This is a genomic window from Streptomyces sp. RLB3-17 (assembly GCF_007113425.2).
GTDB lineage: Bacteria > Actinomycetota > Actinomycetes > Streptomycetales > Streptomycetaceae > Streptomyces > Streptomyces mirabilis_D.
In genome coordinates this window covers 11,554,772-11,568,559 of sequence record NZ_CP041610.2, presented here as the reverse complement: position 1 = coordinate 11,568,559, position 13,788 = coordinate 11,554,772, and the positions used below count along the sequence as shown (strand labels likewise).

Genomic DNA, 13,788 nt, shown 5'->3' with positions numbered 1-13,788 from the left:
CGCCGCCGGACCCCGCCGGCAAGACCCCTCACCGCCACACCCCGCCACCGGCCCCGCCACCAGACCGCACCCCACCGCATCCGTTGCGCCTGGCCCGGCCTGGTCCGTGCCGTTGTTGTGCCTGGTCTGTGCCGTCGGCTGTGCGGGGGTCTTGCTACCGGGGTGTGCGGGCCGGCCGGGCGGGAAAAAACCCGCGCCACCACCACAGGGGACGCCACCACACGCCCGCCCCCACCATCAGCGGCCACACTCAACACCCGCTCGCACCCGACCGGAGCCCCCACCCCACACCAGACCAGGACCCAGGACCAAGGACCAGGACCAGGGCTAGTACCAGGGCTAGTACCAGGACGAGAAAAACCAAAGCCGGGGACAGACACACAAGGACGGCACACGCACACCAGGACAGAACCCGCCAGCCCCGACAGGCAGACCAGGCAGGCCAGACGGACCAGGCAGCCCGGGCAGACCAGGCAGCCGGACGGACCGGGCGGGCCAGGCAGGCCGGCCGGACGGACCGAACGGACCGGGCCGGGCAGGGCAGGGCCAGGGAAAACGGGCCGGGCGGGCCAGGCGGAAACGGGCCGGATGGGCCGGGCCGGATGGGCCGGGCCGGGGGGAAGCGGGCCGGGGTCAGGCCGGGGCGCCGACCCCGTCCAGACCAGCCGGCTCCCCCGCCTCCGCAGCCAGCCGCTCACCCTCCGCAGCCACCTCCGCAGCCCGCGCCGGATCAATCACCAGCCTCCCCAGCACCGCCGGCACCGCCACACTCGGCAGCAGATGCTCAAACAGCGCACACACCCGCTCCTCCAGATCCTCCCGACCCGACAACGTGTGCGAATACACCTGCACCCCCGTCCACGCCGCCGAGAACACCCACGCACTCTCCGCCACATCCACCTGCGGCAACAACTCCCCCTGCTCCTGCGCCTCCCGCAACACCCGCTCCGTCGCATCCAGCCACGTCCGGATCGTCCACGTCCCGAAAACCGCCCCCATCTCCTGACCCAACGACAACCGCGCCGACGCCGACACCACCGGACGACGCCGCATCCGATACGCCAACGCCAACCCCATATCCACCAACTCCTGCAACTTACTCACCCGCGGCGCCAGCACAAACCCCGCAAACTGCTCCCCCAACACCCCCTCCGCCAACGCCCGCTTCGACGGAAAATGAAAATACAAAGCCCCCTTCGTCACCCCCGCCCGCGCCAACACCTCACCAATCGTCGCCGCCTCATACCCACCGCTCATCAAAACCGACGCCGCCGCATCCAAAATCAACCGCCGCGTGCGCACCGCACGCTCCTGCCGCACCACAAAACCTCCAAAGACCAACCCACAACCCACCACAACATGTTCCCTGCAACCAACCCAAACCAAACCATCTAGTCCGTATATTCACAAGGCCCAAGGCATCCCCCCCCACCCAACGTCCAAAACCACCCCCACCACCCACCCACCCCCCACCAGCCCAAACACCCCCACCCACCCACCACCACCACCCCACCCAACCGGACGACCCGATTCAACCCCCACCACCCACACGACGACACCACCACCACCGGCGCTGCCCCGCTCCCACACCACGCACGCCGCCACGCTTACACAGACGCCCGGAAACCGACCGGACCCCACTACACAACACCGACAAAACAAGCAAGACGAGCAAGACTGGGAGGACACCACCCACAACTCTGGGCAAGCAACAGACCACGAAGAGCACCCCGGGACCAACCAACCAAACCGCCCCTCCTCCACACCCGCCTGGAAGCCTCGCCGCCACACGACCCCACACCGCCTCTAATCTCCCGACCATGCAACGACGGGAACCGGTCGCGGACAGTAGCTACCGGGCCGGAAGAATGACCGCCGTGAGCGACGCCGAGCTGCGCGACCTACTGATTCGCACCCAGCAGCTGAAGAGCATGCCCCGGGGCAAGGAAACGCGCCGCGGACAGCTCTTCAATGCCTTCCCGCGCGACCTACCGCGCGCCTGGGGGCTGGAAGCACACTCCGAGGCGTTGTCACGTTGTTGGGTGTGTGGGTGTCTGATGGCGTGTCGGGGCGTGGTGGGGTCCGCGGTCCGGGCTTTTGATCAGGCCGTGGTGGGCCGGCTGCCAGCGCCGGTGATCTGGTCCCAGATGGCGAAGCGGATGTTCATCTCGGCTCGGTGTTGGGATGCGGTCATCAGGTGGCGGTGGGGCCGGAAGTGGGGTGAGATGCCGCTGAACGCGGACAGGAACCGCTGGGCCGCGCCGACGGAGCGGAAGCCTTTCATCGCGCGTTCACGCTGCCTGGTGGGCTGGTGGCTGTTCTCCGCCCGGTTGTTCAGTCCCTTGTGGGAGCGGTGCTCGACGGAGGGCATGACCTCACGGTGGGCCGCACCGTAGGAACGCAGCTTGTCCGTGACGACCACCCGCGGCACCGCCCGGGTCTTCTTCATCAGCCTGCGGAAGAAGCGTCGAGCGGCGGCCTTGTCCCGCCGGATCTGGACGAGGATGTCGAGGACGTTGCCGTCCTGGTCGACAGCCCGCCACAGGTACTTCAGCTCCCCGTTGATCCTGACGAACACCTCGTCCAGGTGCCACTTGTCTCCGGGCCGGGGCCGGCGGCGGCGCAGTCCGTTCGCGTAGGCCTGGCCGAACTTGGCGCACCAGCGGCGCACTGTCTCGTAGGAGACGATGACGCCGCGCTGGAGCAGCAGCTCCTCGACCCCGCGGAAGCTGAGCGGAAAGCGGAAGTACAGCCACACACAGTGCGAGATCACCTCGACCGGGTACCGGTGCCCCCTGTACGACGGTGACGCGCTCCCCACGGACGACCCCCTCCCAGCATGATCAACCAGAAGATCATCCCACCCGGTCAGCCAACGTGACAGCGCCCGGGATGCATATCCTGCACGCCGTCTATCACGACGATGCCCCGCCTTACCTGCGGGAGTTGAGGTCAGTGCAGGTCCTGCGGCAGGTCTGGGTCCAGCAGTACTGGCACGACGAAGCGGGCCAACTTTGTTGGCGGGCAGCGAAGTCGACCCGTGACCGGGCCAGCCGGAGGGCGACCGGGAAGAGGAACACAGGCAAAACTTCAGCAGACGGCCGGCCCGATCCTGCTTCGGCACGGGTTCCGTGGTCCACGATGGAGATCGTCACCCCGCACGATCCCGAGGCCCGTTACAGCCAGAAGGTCACCGCGGCCGGCCAGCGCGACTGGATCGGCTATCGCGATCACCAGACCGAGACCTGTGACGAGTTGGGCCCCAACATCATCGTCCAGGTCCTCACCCGGCCGGCGCCGCAGCAGGACATCGATGCCCTCGACGACATCCACCACCAGCTCACCCGCCAGGGCTTTCAGCCCCTCGAGCACGTCGTCGACGGCGGCTACGTCACCCTGGACAGCATCCACCACGCGGCCCTCACCTGGGGCATCCCGCTGCTCGGCCCGGTCCGTGACGACCCGCAGGCCGCCCAGCGGCCGGGCTTCACGAAAGAGGACTTCCACATCGACTGGGACAACCGCACCCTCACCTGCCCGAACGGCATCACCAGCCCGTCATGGAAACCCACCTTGGGCGACGGACATCCCCGGCTGTCCGTTCTCTTCCCCCGCAAGGCATGCCGGGAATGCGAGGACCGCCTGAAGTGCACCGGCAACGTCGAGGGCAAAGGGCGCCACATCCTCCTGCTGCCCGAACCCCAACAGAAGTTCCAGTCACAGGTCAGGAAAGACCAGAAGACCAGCAACTGGCAGCAGCGCTATGCCATCCGAGCAGGCTGCGAGGCCACTGTCTCAGAAACGGTCCACGCTCATGGCCTGCGCCACTGCCGCTACCGCGGCCTGGCAAAGACACACGTCCAACACGTCCTCACAGCCGCCGGAACCAACATCGTCCGACTCAGCGACTGCTTCCCGCCCGGCACCACACCGACTTCTCCGCCACGACCACCCAGTCACTTCAAGCGGCTCTGCCAAAGGCTGCCGACCTAGAGATCACCAACAGCATCCAAAACTTGAGCCAGAGCCCGGGTTTGGGAGGCGCCCAGATCAACGACGGGGGTGATATTCACGATTCTTGAAGGCGCTGGAGTTCTTGCCAGGGGAGCATCGGATGCTCGCGCGGATCTCGAAGGCCGAGCTGCACGCGGCGATCCGACGTGATCGCCGTGGCGGCACGAAGATGCGGGAGCTCGAGCGTCGGTGATCGACAGGATACTGCGGACGGACCTCGACGCGCCCCGCAAGCAGCGGCACACGATCACCGGATCTTCCACCGGCTTGTCACTGCCGGGCCCGCCAGGTCCTGTCTGGTCTATCAGGCCGGATCAGCGAGCGGCATCTGACACGGTCAACTGGCAAGGCGGCCGGAAGGCCCGTGTCCGCTCGGCGCCGTCGCTATCGGGCATGCCGGAAGCGAGCCGCGCGTTGAGGCGGTCCGCGCCCCCGCGCTGTCGGCTTGGCAGGGCTCCGGGACTGTGAAACGCTCGTTTTATGGCATATCTGTCCTGCGTCGGGACATCGATCTCGAACGGTTGAGTCCGGCTGTCTCTCGGAAGTCCCCCGGATCCAGACTCCCGTTCGGGAGTAAGGAACAGCCATGAGGACGACTGAGCGCGCTCACGACCGCGACGACCACAGTGACCCCACCTTGTACCGCACTCCGGCGGATGCCGTCGCCGCGCCCCCGGAGAAACTCGCCTATGTCGTCGGTTTTGACCCGGCCGCACAGCGGGCGGACGCGTTGTTCACCGTCGGCACCGATCCCGAATCCGCCGAATACGGCCGCGTGATCTCCCGCGCCGACCTGCCTGGCCTGGGCAACGAACTGCACCACTTCGGCTGGAACGCCTGCTCGAGCGCGCTGGCCCATGCCGGTCATCATCACGCTGCGCGGCGCTACCTCATCATCCGGGACTGCGCTCCTCCCGGCTGCACATCTTCGACACCGGCCCCGATCCCGCCCGCCCGCGCCTGGTCAAGGTGGTCGAGTCCGAGGAGTTGGCCGACAAGGCCGAATATTCGCGTCCGCACACACTCCACTGCGGTCCCGACGGGTGTTCCTGTCCTGCCTGGGCGGCGCGGACGGTGCGGACGGGCCTGGCGGCGTCGCGCTGCTGGACCACGAAAGCTTCGAAGTGCTGCGCGCCTGGGAGAGTGACCGCGGACCGCAGCGGTTCGCCTACGACCTCTGGTGGCATTTGCGCCAGAACATCGCCGTGACCAGCGAGTGGGGCACCCCTCGATGTACGAGGACGGCCTCGTCCCCGAACTGCTGCTGGATCGCCAGTACGGCCACTCGCTGCACTTCTGGGAGCTGGACTCCGGTCGGCACCTGCAGCGCGTCGATCTGGGGGACGAGAACCAGATGGTGCTGGAGCTGCGTCCCGCGCACGACCCCGAGGCAACGTGGGGTTCGCACACGCCGTGGTCAACGTCGAGGACCTGTCGGCGTCGGGTGGCTGTGGAACCGGGAGGGCGAGGACTTCGTGGTCCGCAAGGTGATCACCATCTCTGCCGAGCCCGCGCAAGCGGGGGACCTGCCTCCGGCGCTGCAGCCGTTCGGCGCCGTTCCCCACTTATCACCGACATCGACCTGTCGGTGGACGACCAATGGCTGTACGTATCCACATGGGGAACCGGCGATCTGCACCAGTACGACGTGAGCGACCCGTTCCATCCGAGGCAGACCGCGTCCGTGCGTCTTGGCGGCATCGCCAGCCGACAGCCGCATCCCGCCGAGCCGGACACTCCGCTGACCGGCGGAGCGCAGATGGTCGAGCTCAGCCGCGATGGGCGGCGCGTGTACCCTGACGAACTCCTTGTACAGCGCCTGGGACGCGCAGTTCTATCCCGCGGGCATCGACCCGTGGATGGTCAAACTCGACGCCGACACCTCGCACGGCGGGCTCTCCGTCGACAGCCGCTTCTACCCGCACGGCCCGGACTTCCTGGGCTTGCGCGTGCACCAGACGCGCCTGCAAGGCGGCGACGCCTCCGGATTCGTACTGCTACCGCAGCTGACCGCTTGTGCTCCGCGAGGGCCTGCTGAAGGTCGTGTTGTTCCGACTCGGCTCGGGGGCCGCTAGATGCGGAGTGCGCCGAGGATTTGGCGGCACATATCGGCGCAGCGGCGGGTCGCATCCGAGCACATCCGACGGAGCCGGTTCGCCCGGGCACTGCACACGTAAGCCCGCCACCTTCGGAGGGACATGTCCTCCGTGCTCTACGCAGCAGGCGCGCACACTGACGACGCAACCGGGTGGCAGCTGCCCTCCACCGAAACGCTGGTGGCCGTGGTGCTGGTGGCTGTGGCCACTGTGGTGGGCGCCTGGCTAACACGGCGCGGATCCGGCCGGTCGGCGCTTCTGCTGGCCGCCGCGTCAGGGATATTGCTGATCATGGCGGTTCTCGATCTTCTGCCCGACGCGTGGGACGAGGCCCATGAGGCCGGCGTACCGCTGTGGGCGGTGCCGGTCACCGCGCTCGCCTCGTACGGGGTGATGGGTGCCGTGGTCCGTATCGGCTGCCCGTGCAGGCCAGGTCGTGCGGGCGGCGTCGGCGCGGCATCAGGGCTCGCTCTGCACCGCTTCCTGGAGGGGTCGACCCTGGCGCTGACCGCCTCGGTCGCCGTGGTGGCGGCGCTCCTCGTGCACGCTGCCAGCGAGGGCCTGGCGCTGGCCGCCCTGCTGGGGGTGCAACCGAGGCGGCGCGTGGCTCCGTGGATCGGGCTGGCCTGCTTGAGCCCGGTCGCGGGAGCCTTCGTGGCGAGCGCTTTGCCCATTCCGGACGGCATCATGCCGCTGCTGCTCGCCTTCGTTGGCGGCGTACTCGCGCAGGCGGCGTGGGTGGCGCTCGCACTCGCCCATCAGCAGCGGCCCGTGGACCGGCGAGTTCTCGGGGTCCCGGCTGTGATGGCGATGACTCTCGCGGCCGTCCTCACCGCGCTCTTTGTCCTTGTCGGGACAGTCAACCGCTGAACGCGACCTGTCACACGAGGGCGATGACATTTCTCATGAACATCCGAGAGCCCTTGGATCGCCAACCGCTGCTGCAACTCATCGATAGACGCTGTCACTGGAAGTGAGCGAAGCCATACTCGGCAGTCGCGGAGCTCGGGGCATCGGCGATGGGCCACTGGTGCCGACAGTCGGGTGAGGGGCAGACGTGTACGCGCTCCCCGGTCTCGGAGTGGTAGTCCAGGCCGCGGCTGGGGCGTCCGCAGGCCGGGCAGCGATCGAAGCCGAGGTCCTGCGTGTGGCCGTCCTGGGCGTACATCCAGGTGACGGGGAGGGCGCCGGGGGTGTCCTCCGAAACGCTGCGGATCTGCCATTCGGTGCGGGTGGGATAGGCGACGAACCGGCCCCAGCCGCGGGTGATGCTGTCGGCAAGGACGTGCCCGTCGAACGCGCGCAGGCGCTGGCCGCAGGAGTCGCGGTAGTAGGCGCTCGTGGTGGCAAGGACCTCCGCTCGCGGATCCTACCCCCAGCTCTCCGAGCAGGTCCGCCGCCCCCCTTTGACCACGGCAGGCGCCGCGCCCGCGGAACCCAGCCACATGGACTCGCTGGGAATCCCCCTGGCTCATCTCGGGACCTACACATGATCAGAGCCGCATTTGACCAGGTCAGCGAATTCCGTCGGCTGCCGTCCGCAGGCATCCCTTGGAATTGATCATCTAGCTCAACCGAACGGTGTGACCAAGGACCACACGCCGAACCACTGCTCGGCGCCCCACTCCTCGAACCTCTCCACTTCGGTGAACCCCAGCTTCGCCGCGAGGTGCATCGAGCGGTCGTTGGCGGTCTGGGTGCAGAGCACCACCGGCTCGCCGGGGAGCGCGTCGGCGAACCAGTCGAGTGCCGCTGCGCACGCCTCGGCGGCGTACCCGCATCCCCACGCTTCCGGCAGGAACATGTAGCCGAGCTCGGCCTCCCCGGCCTCCAGACGAACGTGTCCCGGACGCTCCGCGTCGCGCCGATCGAGAAGCGTGATCGTGCCGATCATCGCTCCGTCGAGAGCGACCACGAAAAGGCCAGGGCGCCGCCCGGGTATCTCGGGCACTGCGCGTTCGAGCTCATCACGCGGTCGAGGGCCACCGAGGTAGGTGCGCACCTCTGGCGAGGCGAACAGCTCGATGAACGCCGCACGGTCACGGGCCTCGGACTCGCGGAGTACGAGCCGTTCGGACCTGATCGGAACAGGTGGCCAGGCGACGGGTCCGAGCTCGGTCATGGCGGGCAACCTATCGCACGCCCGTGGGGGTGATCCGAAGGAAGAGGTCCCAGCCCGGAGTTCTCCTCTCGCCGAGTCCTCGCCCACGAGGACCTGGACGACGCCGTCACCTACCTCACCGATGCCCTGACCAGCCCCGCAGGCGATCAGCGATCCCTTCTGGCGTCAACGCCGTTGCGTTAACGCTGTGATCTGCGGGGCAAGGGGGTTGGGCGAGGCAATGAGGTCACGGTAGCCCGGCCGGTCACGCGTGCTGTGGCACCGCCCGTGAGCCGAGCGATTCAACCCGAGGAGGGCCGAAGCGTCAGTCAGTGGGCGGGTCAGACCCCCGAGCGGTGCCAGGTCCCAGTCTCAATGTCGGTGGGGGATGTCATCCTCGGCTCCATGGATCACTCTGCGCGGATCACCGCGTTCACAGGTCTCGTCGGACCGCCGCCCGGCCCGGCGCCCGCCGTCGACTGGGCGGCGGTCGAGGGCTGGCTCGGCACCCCGCTGCCCGGTGACTACAAGGCGCTCGTGTCGGCGTACGGTGCGGCCGAGATAGGCGGCCCGGGTGCGGCGATCCGGCTGCACCCCCCGTGCGTCAGCACCGACGGCCGCTTCGAGTACGCAGCATGGATCGTCGAGACGCACCGGCACTCGGCGATCCGGCCCGGCATGTTCACCGCGCGTCGGCGCCCCTTCCTGCCCGAGGAGGGCGGCCTGCTCGCCTTCGCCACGACGAGGAGCGGCGACCACCTCTTCTGGAACACGGGCGCGTCGGACGACCCCGACGAGTGGCCGGTCACGCTCATGACCACGAATGTGGCAGTCGGGGTGAGCGAGCCCTGGGTGGACTACGAAGTCCCGTTCCTGGAGCTGCTGTTCACGCTGCTGCGCACCGGCGTGCCGCACCCGGGCGAGCCCGGCGGGCTGCTGGGCCCGCTGTCCTCACAGATACGGGTCTGGCCGCCGCTGGCCGGGGCCGCACCCTGGTCGCCACCACCTGCGGGCACCGCCGTGGACGCGCGGCAGCACGCGGCGCTCACCGAGGGCTCGGGCCTCGACGCCGTCATGGCGCTGGTTCCACCGCCCCTGGAGCCGTATCTGGGCGAGGGCACATGGGAGCAGGTCTTCGAGCGGCTCGGCACCCGGCTGCCTCCGGACTTCGTGGCGCTCGCGGAGCGGTACGGGGCGGGCAACTGGAGCTGGTGGCTGGACATGAGCGCCCCACTGTCCCTGGACCGGCCACGGGAGCAGGGGCTCGCGGCCACCGTCGAGGGCATGCTTGACGGATACCGCCAACTGCGCGCCGCCCATCCCCAGTACTACCCGATGCCCGCGTGGCCCGAGCCCGGCGGCTTCCTGCCGTTCGCGTCGACGATCGACGGAGACCAGATCGGCTGGTGCGCGGACGGCCCGCCCGAGACATGGCGCGTAGCCGTCGACCCACGCCACTGGGACCAAGGACCGCCCCTGCCAGGCGACTTCACGGCGACCCTGCTCACGTGGTTGCGCGGCGGCCCCGCCGAATCCGGCTTCCCCGGTCTGACCGGCCGGGACCTGCATCCGCTGGACGTCATGTTCTTCGAACCGTTCGGGCCGGGCGCGCCGTGGTGAAGACCCCAAGACGACGGGCTGGGGCCTCAGCACCGTTGCGTTAGGGCCATGAGCGGCTTTTGGAGGCCGTGGGCGAAGAACGCGACGGTGGTGCGGACGGTGTAGTTCTGGGCCTTGTGGGGGTATTGTCCCGCGTTCGGGCCGTACTTGCTGGTGGGGTTCTTTCGGGTGCGGGCCTTCACCCGTTGCCGTCGGTGGGCGGGCAGGAGGTCGCCCAGGCCCGCGCGGCCGATCGTGCCGACCAGGTCGACGAGGGTGCTGGGGAAGATTCCATGGCTCGCGGTGACGGTATCGGTTGCGGCGGCCAGCAGGACGGTGAAGCTGATCCGTTCCATGGGTATGTCCGGCCGTCCGGTCAGGGCGTCGTCGCCGGCGCGGATCAGGGCCTGGTAAGCGGTGAGCAGGGCGTAGGCCTCCTGGTCAAGGCCGTCGATGCTGCGGGAGCGCAGGACACGGCCGTCGAGCATCGTGGCCTTGATCGAAAAATATGCAGTTTCTGCCTGCCACCTGCGGTGATAGAGATCAACGAGCTCGGTGGCCGGATAACGGGGTCCAGCAGATTGGTGATCAGCCGCCACTGCTCGGTGCGGACGGTGCCGTCGGCCAGGGTGACGGTGAGGGTCGCCTCGATCACGCGGACCGGCAGCAGTACCCGGAGGACGCCGTAGCCGATGCGGGCGATGTAGGAACCGTCGCCCAGGTGCTCGGCGGAGGTGGGGACACGGCGGGCCCCGGAACGCACGAGGAACCGCGCCCCGCTTTGATGGACGGTATGAAGGAACTCGTTGCCGTCGAAGGCCGCGTCGGCCAGCAGGAGCATCGTCTTGTCCAGGGCAGGCAGAAGCCGCTTGGCATAGGGGAGTTCTCGCTCGGACTCCGGTCCGAAGGCGGCGGTAATGAGCGCTCGGGTGCCACACTCGATCAGGGCCAGCAGCCGCAGCAGCGGATAGCCGAACTCGCCGCAGCCGCTTCTCGCGCCGACCGCTCTCCTCCAGCACCGCGTCCACCAACGCGAAGTTCACGATCTGGGTCAACTCGCCCAGGTGCCCCGGAGCGAACACCCCGCGGCTGTCTCGACCGTAGACGTGATGACAGACTTCTCCTGCATCGGGACCCCTGACCTTGATCGACTTTCTCGCCGATCGTTGATCTACAGGAGTCCCATTGCCTCGCCCAACCCCCTTGCCCCGCAGGTCACAGCGTTAACGCAACGGTGTTGGCATCCAGGAAGAGGACTGATCATGATCCCGGGACCGCACCGGCCGAAGGGCGGTGCCACGCTGCCCGGGCTGACCGAGCCCGGCCCACCCGGCCCCTGCGGCATCCGGCCCGCCCACGACCAGGAGCCGCCGTATCTGGGCACCGCGGACACCGAGCGCGGGACAGAGGCGCCGTGACCGGAGCCCGGCCCAACCCCGCCTTCGGCCCGGCCTACGAACTGCTGCTGGAGCTGGCGGGAAGCCGCCCTGGAGCTGGGCGAGTTCGCCCCGCCCCCGCCCTGCAGCTCCTGCCCGGCGGGAAGGACACCTGAGACAACCGCGAGGATGAGGACGGAGGCGAACCCCAGGAGGCAGTCGCCGACGGGCCGGACAAGCAGCCTTCGACACCGAGCGGCACCGCTCGGTGCGCTCGCGTGTCGCAGCCCAACAGCGCGAAGCCGCCTCCATTCGTCTGCCGTTCGACTGCCATTTCAGGTGACGGGTAGCACAGGGACCGGACGAAGATGGGGGGTCTCTAAAACCGGTCTGGCCCTTGCGAGGGCACCGTTAGGTTCCTGGTCAGGCCTTCCAACGACGGTCCCAGTGCTGCTCATCGGCAGCTCATCGACCACGCGGCGCGCCACAACCTGGTCGTCACGGCGAAGCGGCTCGAAATCTGGCGGCGGGCCGGCCTGCTTCCGGGCAACGTGCCCGGCGGCGGTCTCGGCCGCAGCAGAGGGAGCACGTCCTCCCCGTCGCCCGAGAGCTTCGATCTCGTCCTCGCGCTCGCCCGCCGTGCCGGCCGGGGCAAACGGCCGACAGACCTCGCACTCCTCCTGTTCGCCGACGGACACCCGGTGCCCGAAGCGACAGTCCGCGCCGCCTTCCGCGGCGCAGTCGATGCCCTCGTTCTACCCGGTGTCGGCATACGAGTCCATGTGCAGAGGTAGGTACAAGCGAACATACAGAGCCGTCTGTAGGAGCCCAAGGCTCACCGGCATAGAGCGACCCATCGTCTTCTGGGACCTTCTCCGGCCCCGTCTGGACTGTCAGAATGCCGACATGCACACTCGGGGGGATGCGCAGCCGCGCCTGCGGCTGTTCGCAGCCGGGCCGGTCGGGGGGATCGCGGCTGCGGCCGCGACGCTGCTGATCGCACTGTCGAGCCGCTATGGCTTCCACCGCGACGAGCTGTACTTCCTGCTCGTCGGCCAGCACCCGGCCTGGGGCTACCCGGACCAGCCACCACTCACCCCGCTGCTGGCCAGGCTCGGCGCGGAGCTCTTCGGCTCCACCCCGACCGGCGTGCGGATCCTGCCCGCGCTGCTCACCGCGGTCACGATCACGCTCACGGCGCTGATCGCCCGAGAGCTGGGCGCCGGACATGGCGGGCAGGTACTCGCGGCAGGAGCCGCGGCCTGCTCGGGCTATACGCTCGGAATCGGCCACCTGCTCTCCACCGCGACCTTCGACCTGACGGTCTGGCTGGCGATCATTCTGCTGACGCTCCGACTGCTGCGCACGGGCGAATTCCGCTGGTGGCCTTCGCTGGGAGCGTTGGTTGGGATCGCGCTGCTGAACAAGCTGCTGGTGCTGGGGCTGTTGCCGGCCCTGGCGTTGGGCGTGCTGACGGCCGGACCGCGCGGCTTCTTCGTACCGCGTCCACGCGCGCTGCTGGGCCCGCTGACCGCCGTCCTCGTCGCGCTGCCCTTCGCGATCCCCACCCTGTGGTGGCAGGCCGTGCGCGGTTGGCCCGAGCTGACGGTAGCTCACGGAATCAGCGCCGATGTCGGAATCGGCGGACGCCTGCTCGTCCTGCCGATGCAACTGCTCCAGTTCTCCCCGGTGCTGGCACCCCTGTGGCTGACCGGACTGAGCCGGCTGTTGCGCCGACCGGAGCTGCGCTGGGCCCGACCGGTCGCGGTGGCCTGGGTGGTGCTCTGCCTGCTGGTGCTGGCCGGCGGCGGCAAGGGGTACTACCCGATTCCGCTGCTGTACGCGATCAGCGCCGCTGGCTGCGAGCCCTACGCCCACTGGATCCGCGAGCACCGCGCCAAGCTGGCAGGCGGACTGCTCGCGGCCCTGCTCACCAGCGCCCTTGCCGCCTTGCCGGTGCTGCCCGCGTCGGCGCTGACCGTGCCGATGGCCGTTGACCCCGACCTCGGCGAGGAGGTCGGCTGGCCACAGCTCGCACGCGCCACCGCCACCGGCTGGGAGGCGATCCCCGCCGACCAGCGGGCCACCGCCGTGCTGCTGACCGCGAACTACGGAGAGGCCGGGGCCATCGCACGGTACGGGCCCGGCCTCGGCCTGCCCGCACCGTACTCCGGCCACATGGGCCTGCACGCCTGGGGCCCGCCGTCGGCCACCGCCACCGGTCCGGTGCTGCTCGTCCACCCGGCGGACTATCCCGAGTTGGAGGAGCACTTCACCGCCTGCCACACGGTGGCGCGCGTCGACAACGGGCACGGCACCGCGAACCAGGAGCAGCACGCGGCCGTGGTGCTCTGCGCAGGGCCGGACCGGCCATGGCCCGTGCTCTGGCCGCTGCTGCGCCGATACTGAGCAGCCAGGTTCCTCTGCACGTTCACCCGTAAGTCGCTCTTTACTCCTACACGTACGCGGACACCCGGCGAGGAGGACGGTCTGGACGACGATCTGGAGCTGGAACTGCGCGCGGAGCGCGTCGTGGACCGCTTCGTTGAGAGCGGACAGGCCTTCACTCTGGTCCCGGCCCGCGCGCGGCGGATCGACGAGC

Annotated in this window: 11 protein-coding genes and 1 pseudogene; 8 read left to right on the top strand and 4 right to left on the bottom strand. The window is 68.9% G+C overall.

The window, feature by feature from the left end:
• Positions 1–633: 633 nt before the first annotated feature.
• On the bottom strand, positions 634–1,323 hold the full coding sequence (locus tag FNV62_RS52275) for a ScbR family autoregulator-binding transcription factor (RefSeq protein ID WP_144316281.1): 690 nt from the start codon (positions 1,321–1,323) through the stop codon (positions 634–636).
• Between the two features lie 778 nt (positions 1,324–2,101).
• The gene (locus FNV62_RS52270) at positions 2,102–2,821 is read right to left on the bottom strand and encodes an IS6 family transposase (RefSeq protein WP_143651769.1); all 720 of its coding nucleotides are present in this window, start codon (positions 2,819–2,821) and stop codon (positions 2,102–2,104) included.
• A 320-nt stretch (positions 2,822–3,141) separates the two neighbouring features.
• Between FNV62_RS52270 and FNV62_RS52265 the strand changes: the two genes are divergently transcribed.
• The 4 genes and pseudogenes from FNV62_RS52265 to FNV62_RS52255 all read left to right on the top strand — a co-directional run bounded on the left by FNV62_RS52265 (position 3,142) and on the right by FNV62_RS52255 (position 6,980).
• Positions 3,142–3,993: a transposase gene (locus tag FNV62_RS52265; protein WP_164331915.1), complete on the top strand. Its 852-nt coding sequence runs from the start codon at positions 3,142–3,144 to the stop codon at positions 3,991–3,993.
• Between the two features lie 607 nt (positions 3,994–4,600).
• Positions 4,601–5,758: pseudogene (locus tag FNV62_RS58310) on the top strand (selenium-binding protein SBP56-related protein); the annotation flags it as partial.
• 64 nt (positions 5,759–5,822) lie between these two features.
• Positions 5,823–6,089 (top strand): selenium-binding family protein, encoded by a 267-nt coding sequence (locus tag FNV62_RS57360; RefSeq protein WP_263986812.1) that lies wholly within the window; start codon positions 5,823–5,825, stop codon positions 6,087–6,089.
• A gap of 123 nt (positions 6,090–6,212) precedes the next feature.
• Positions 6,213–6,980: a hypothetical protein gene (locus FNV62_RS52255; protein ID WP_143604871.1), complete on the top strand. Its 768-nt coding sequence runs from the start codon at positions 6,213–6,215 to the stop codon at positions 6,978–6,980.
• Between the two features lie 700 nt (positions 6,981–7,680).
• Here FNV62_RS52255 and FNV62_RS52250 read toward each other — a convergent pair.
• Entirely contained in the window at positions 7,681–8,232 is a 552-nt protein-coding gene (locus FNV62_RS52250; protein WP_143651765.1) for a GNAT family N-acetyltransferase, read from the bottom strand.
• Positions 8,233–8,616: 384 nt separating this feature from the next.
• On the opposite strand from FNV62_RS52250, the gene FNV62_RS52245 reads away from it, so the two are divergent.
• On the top strand, positions 8,617–9,831 hold the full coding sequence (locus FNV62_RS52245; protein ID WP_225900732.1) for an SMI1/KNR4 family protein: 1,215 nt from the start codon (positions 8,617–8,619) through the stop codon (positions 9,829–9,831).
• Between the two features lie 26 nt (positions 9,832–9,857).
• Here the strand turns inward: FNV62_RS52245 and FNV62_RS52240 are convergent, their stop codons facing one another.
• Positions 9,858–10,409, bottom strand: a complete 552-nt coding sequence (locus FNV62_RS52240; RefSeq protein ID WP_164657680.1) for a transposase — start codon at positions 10,407–10,409, stop codon at positions 9,858–9,860.
• A gap of 663 nt (positions 10,410–11,072) precedes the next feature.
• On the opposite strand from FNV62_RS52240, the gene FNV62_RS52235 reads away from it, so the two are divergent.
• The 3 genes from FNV62_RS52235 to FNV62_RS52225 all read left to right on the top strand — a co-directional run bounded on the left by FNV62_RS52235 (position 11,073) and on the right by FNV62_RS52225 (position 13,595).
• Positions 11,073–11,228, top strand: coding sequence for a hypothetical protein (locus FNV62_RS52235; RefSeq protein WP_164331913.1), 156 nt, complete (start codon positions 11,073–11,075; stop codon positions 11,226–11,228).
• The gene (locus FNV62_RS52230; RefSeq protein ID WP_164331912.1) at positions 11,225–11,362 is read left to right on the top strand and encodes a hypothetical protein; all 138 of its coding nucleotides are present in this window, start codon (positions 11,225–11,227) and stop codon (positions 11,360–11,362) included. The genes FNV62_RS52235 and FNV62_RS52230 overlap by 4 nt, the downstream gene beginning before the upstream one ends.
• A gap of 730 nt (positions 11,363–12,092) precedes the next feature.
• Positions 12,093–13,595, top strand: a complete 1,503-nt coding sequence (locus FNV62_RS52225) for an ArnT family glycosyltransferase (protein WP_143630381.1) — start codon at positions 12,093–12,095, stop codon at positions 13,593–13,595.
• Positions 13,596–13,788 lie beyond the last annotated feature (193 nt).

Bases quoted from the DNA above. Each gene is read 5' to 3' on its own strand.
- FNV62_RS52265 (WP_164331915.1), top strand. From the start codon at position 3,142: ATGGAGATCGTCACCCCGCACGATCCCGAGGCCCGTTACAGCCAGAAG.
- FNV62_RS52255 (WP_143604871.1), top strand. From the start codon at position 6,213: ATGTCCTCCGTGCTCTACGCAGCAGGCGCGCACACTGACGACGCAACC.
- FNV62_RS52250 (WP_143651765.1), bottom strand. From the start codon at position 8,232: ATGACCGAGCTCGGACCCGTCGCCTGGCCACCTGTTCCGATCAGGTCC.
- FNV62_RS52245 (WP_225900732.1), top strand. From the start codon at position 8,617: ATGGATCACTCTGCGCGGATCACCGCGTTCACAGGTCTCGTCGGACCG.
- FNV62_RS52235 (WP_164331913.1), top strand. From the start codon at position 11,073: ATGATCCCGGGACCGCACCGGCCGAAGGGCGGTGCCACGCTGCCCGGG.
- FNV62_RS52225 (WP_143630381.1), top strand. From the start codon at position 12,093: ATGCACACTCGGGGGGATGCGCAGCCGCGCCTGCGGCTGTTCGCAGCC.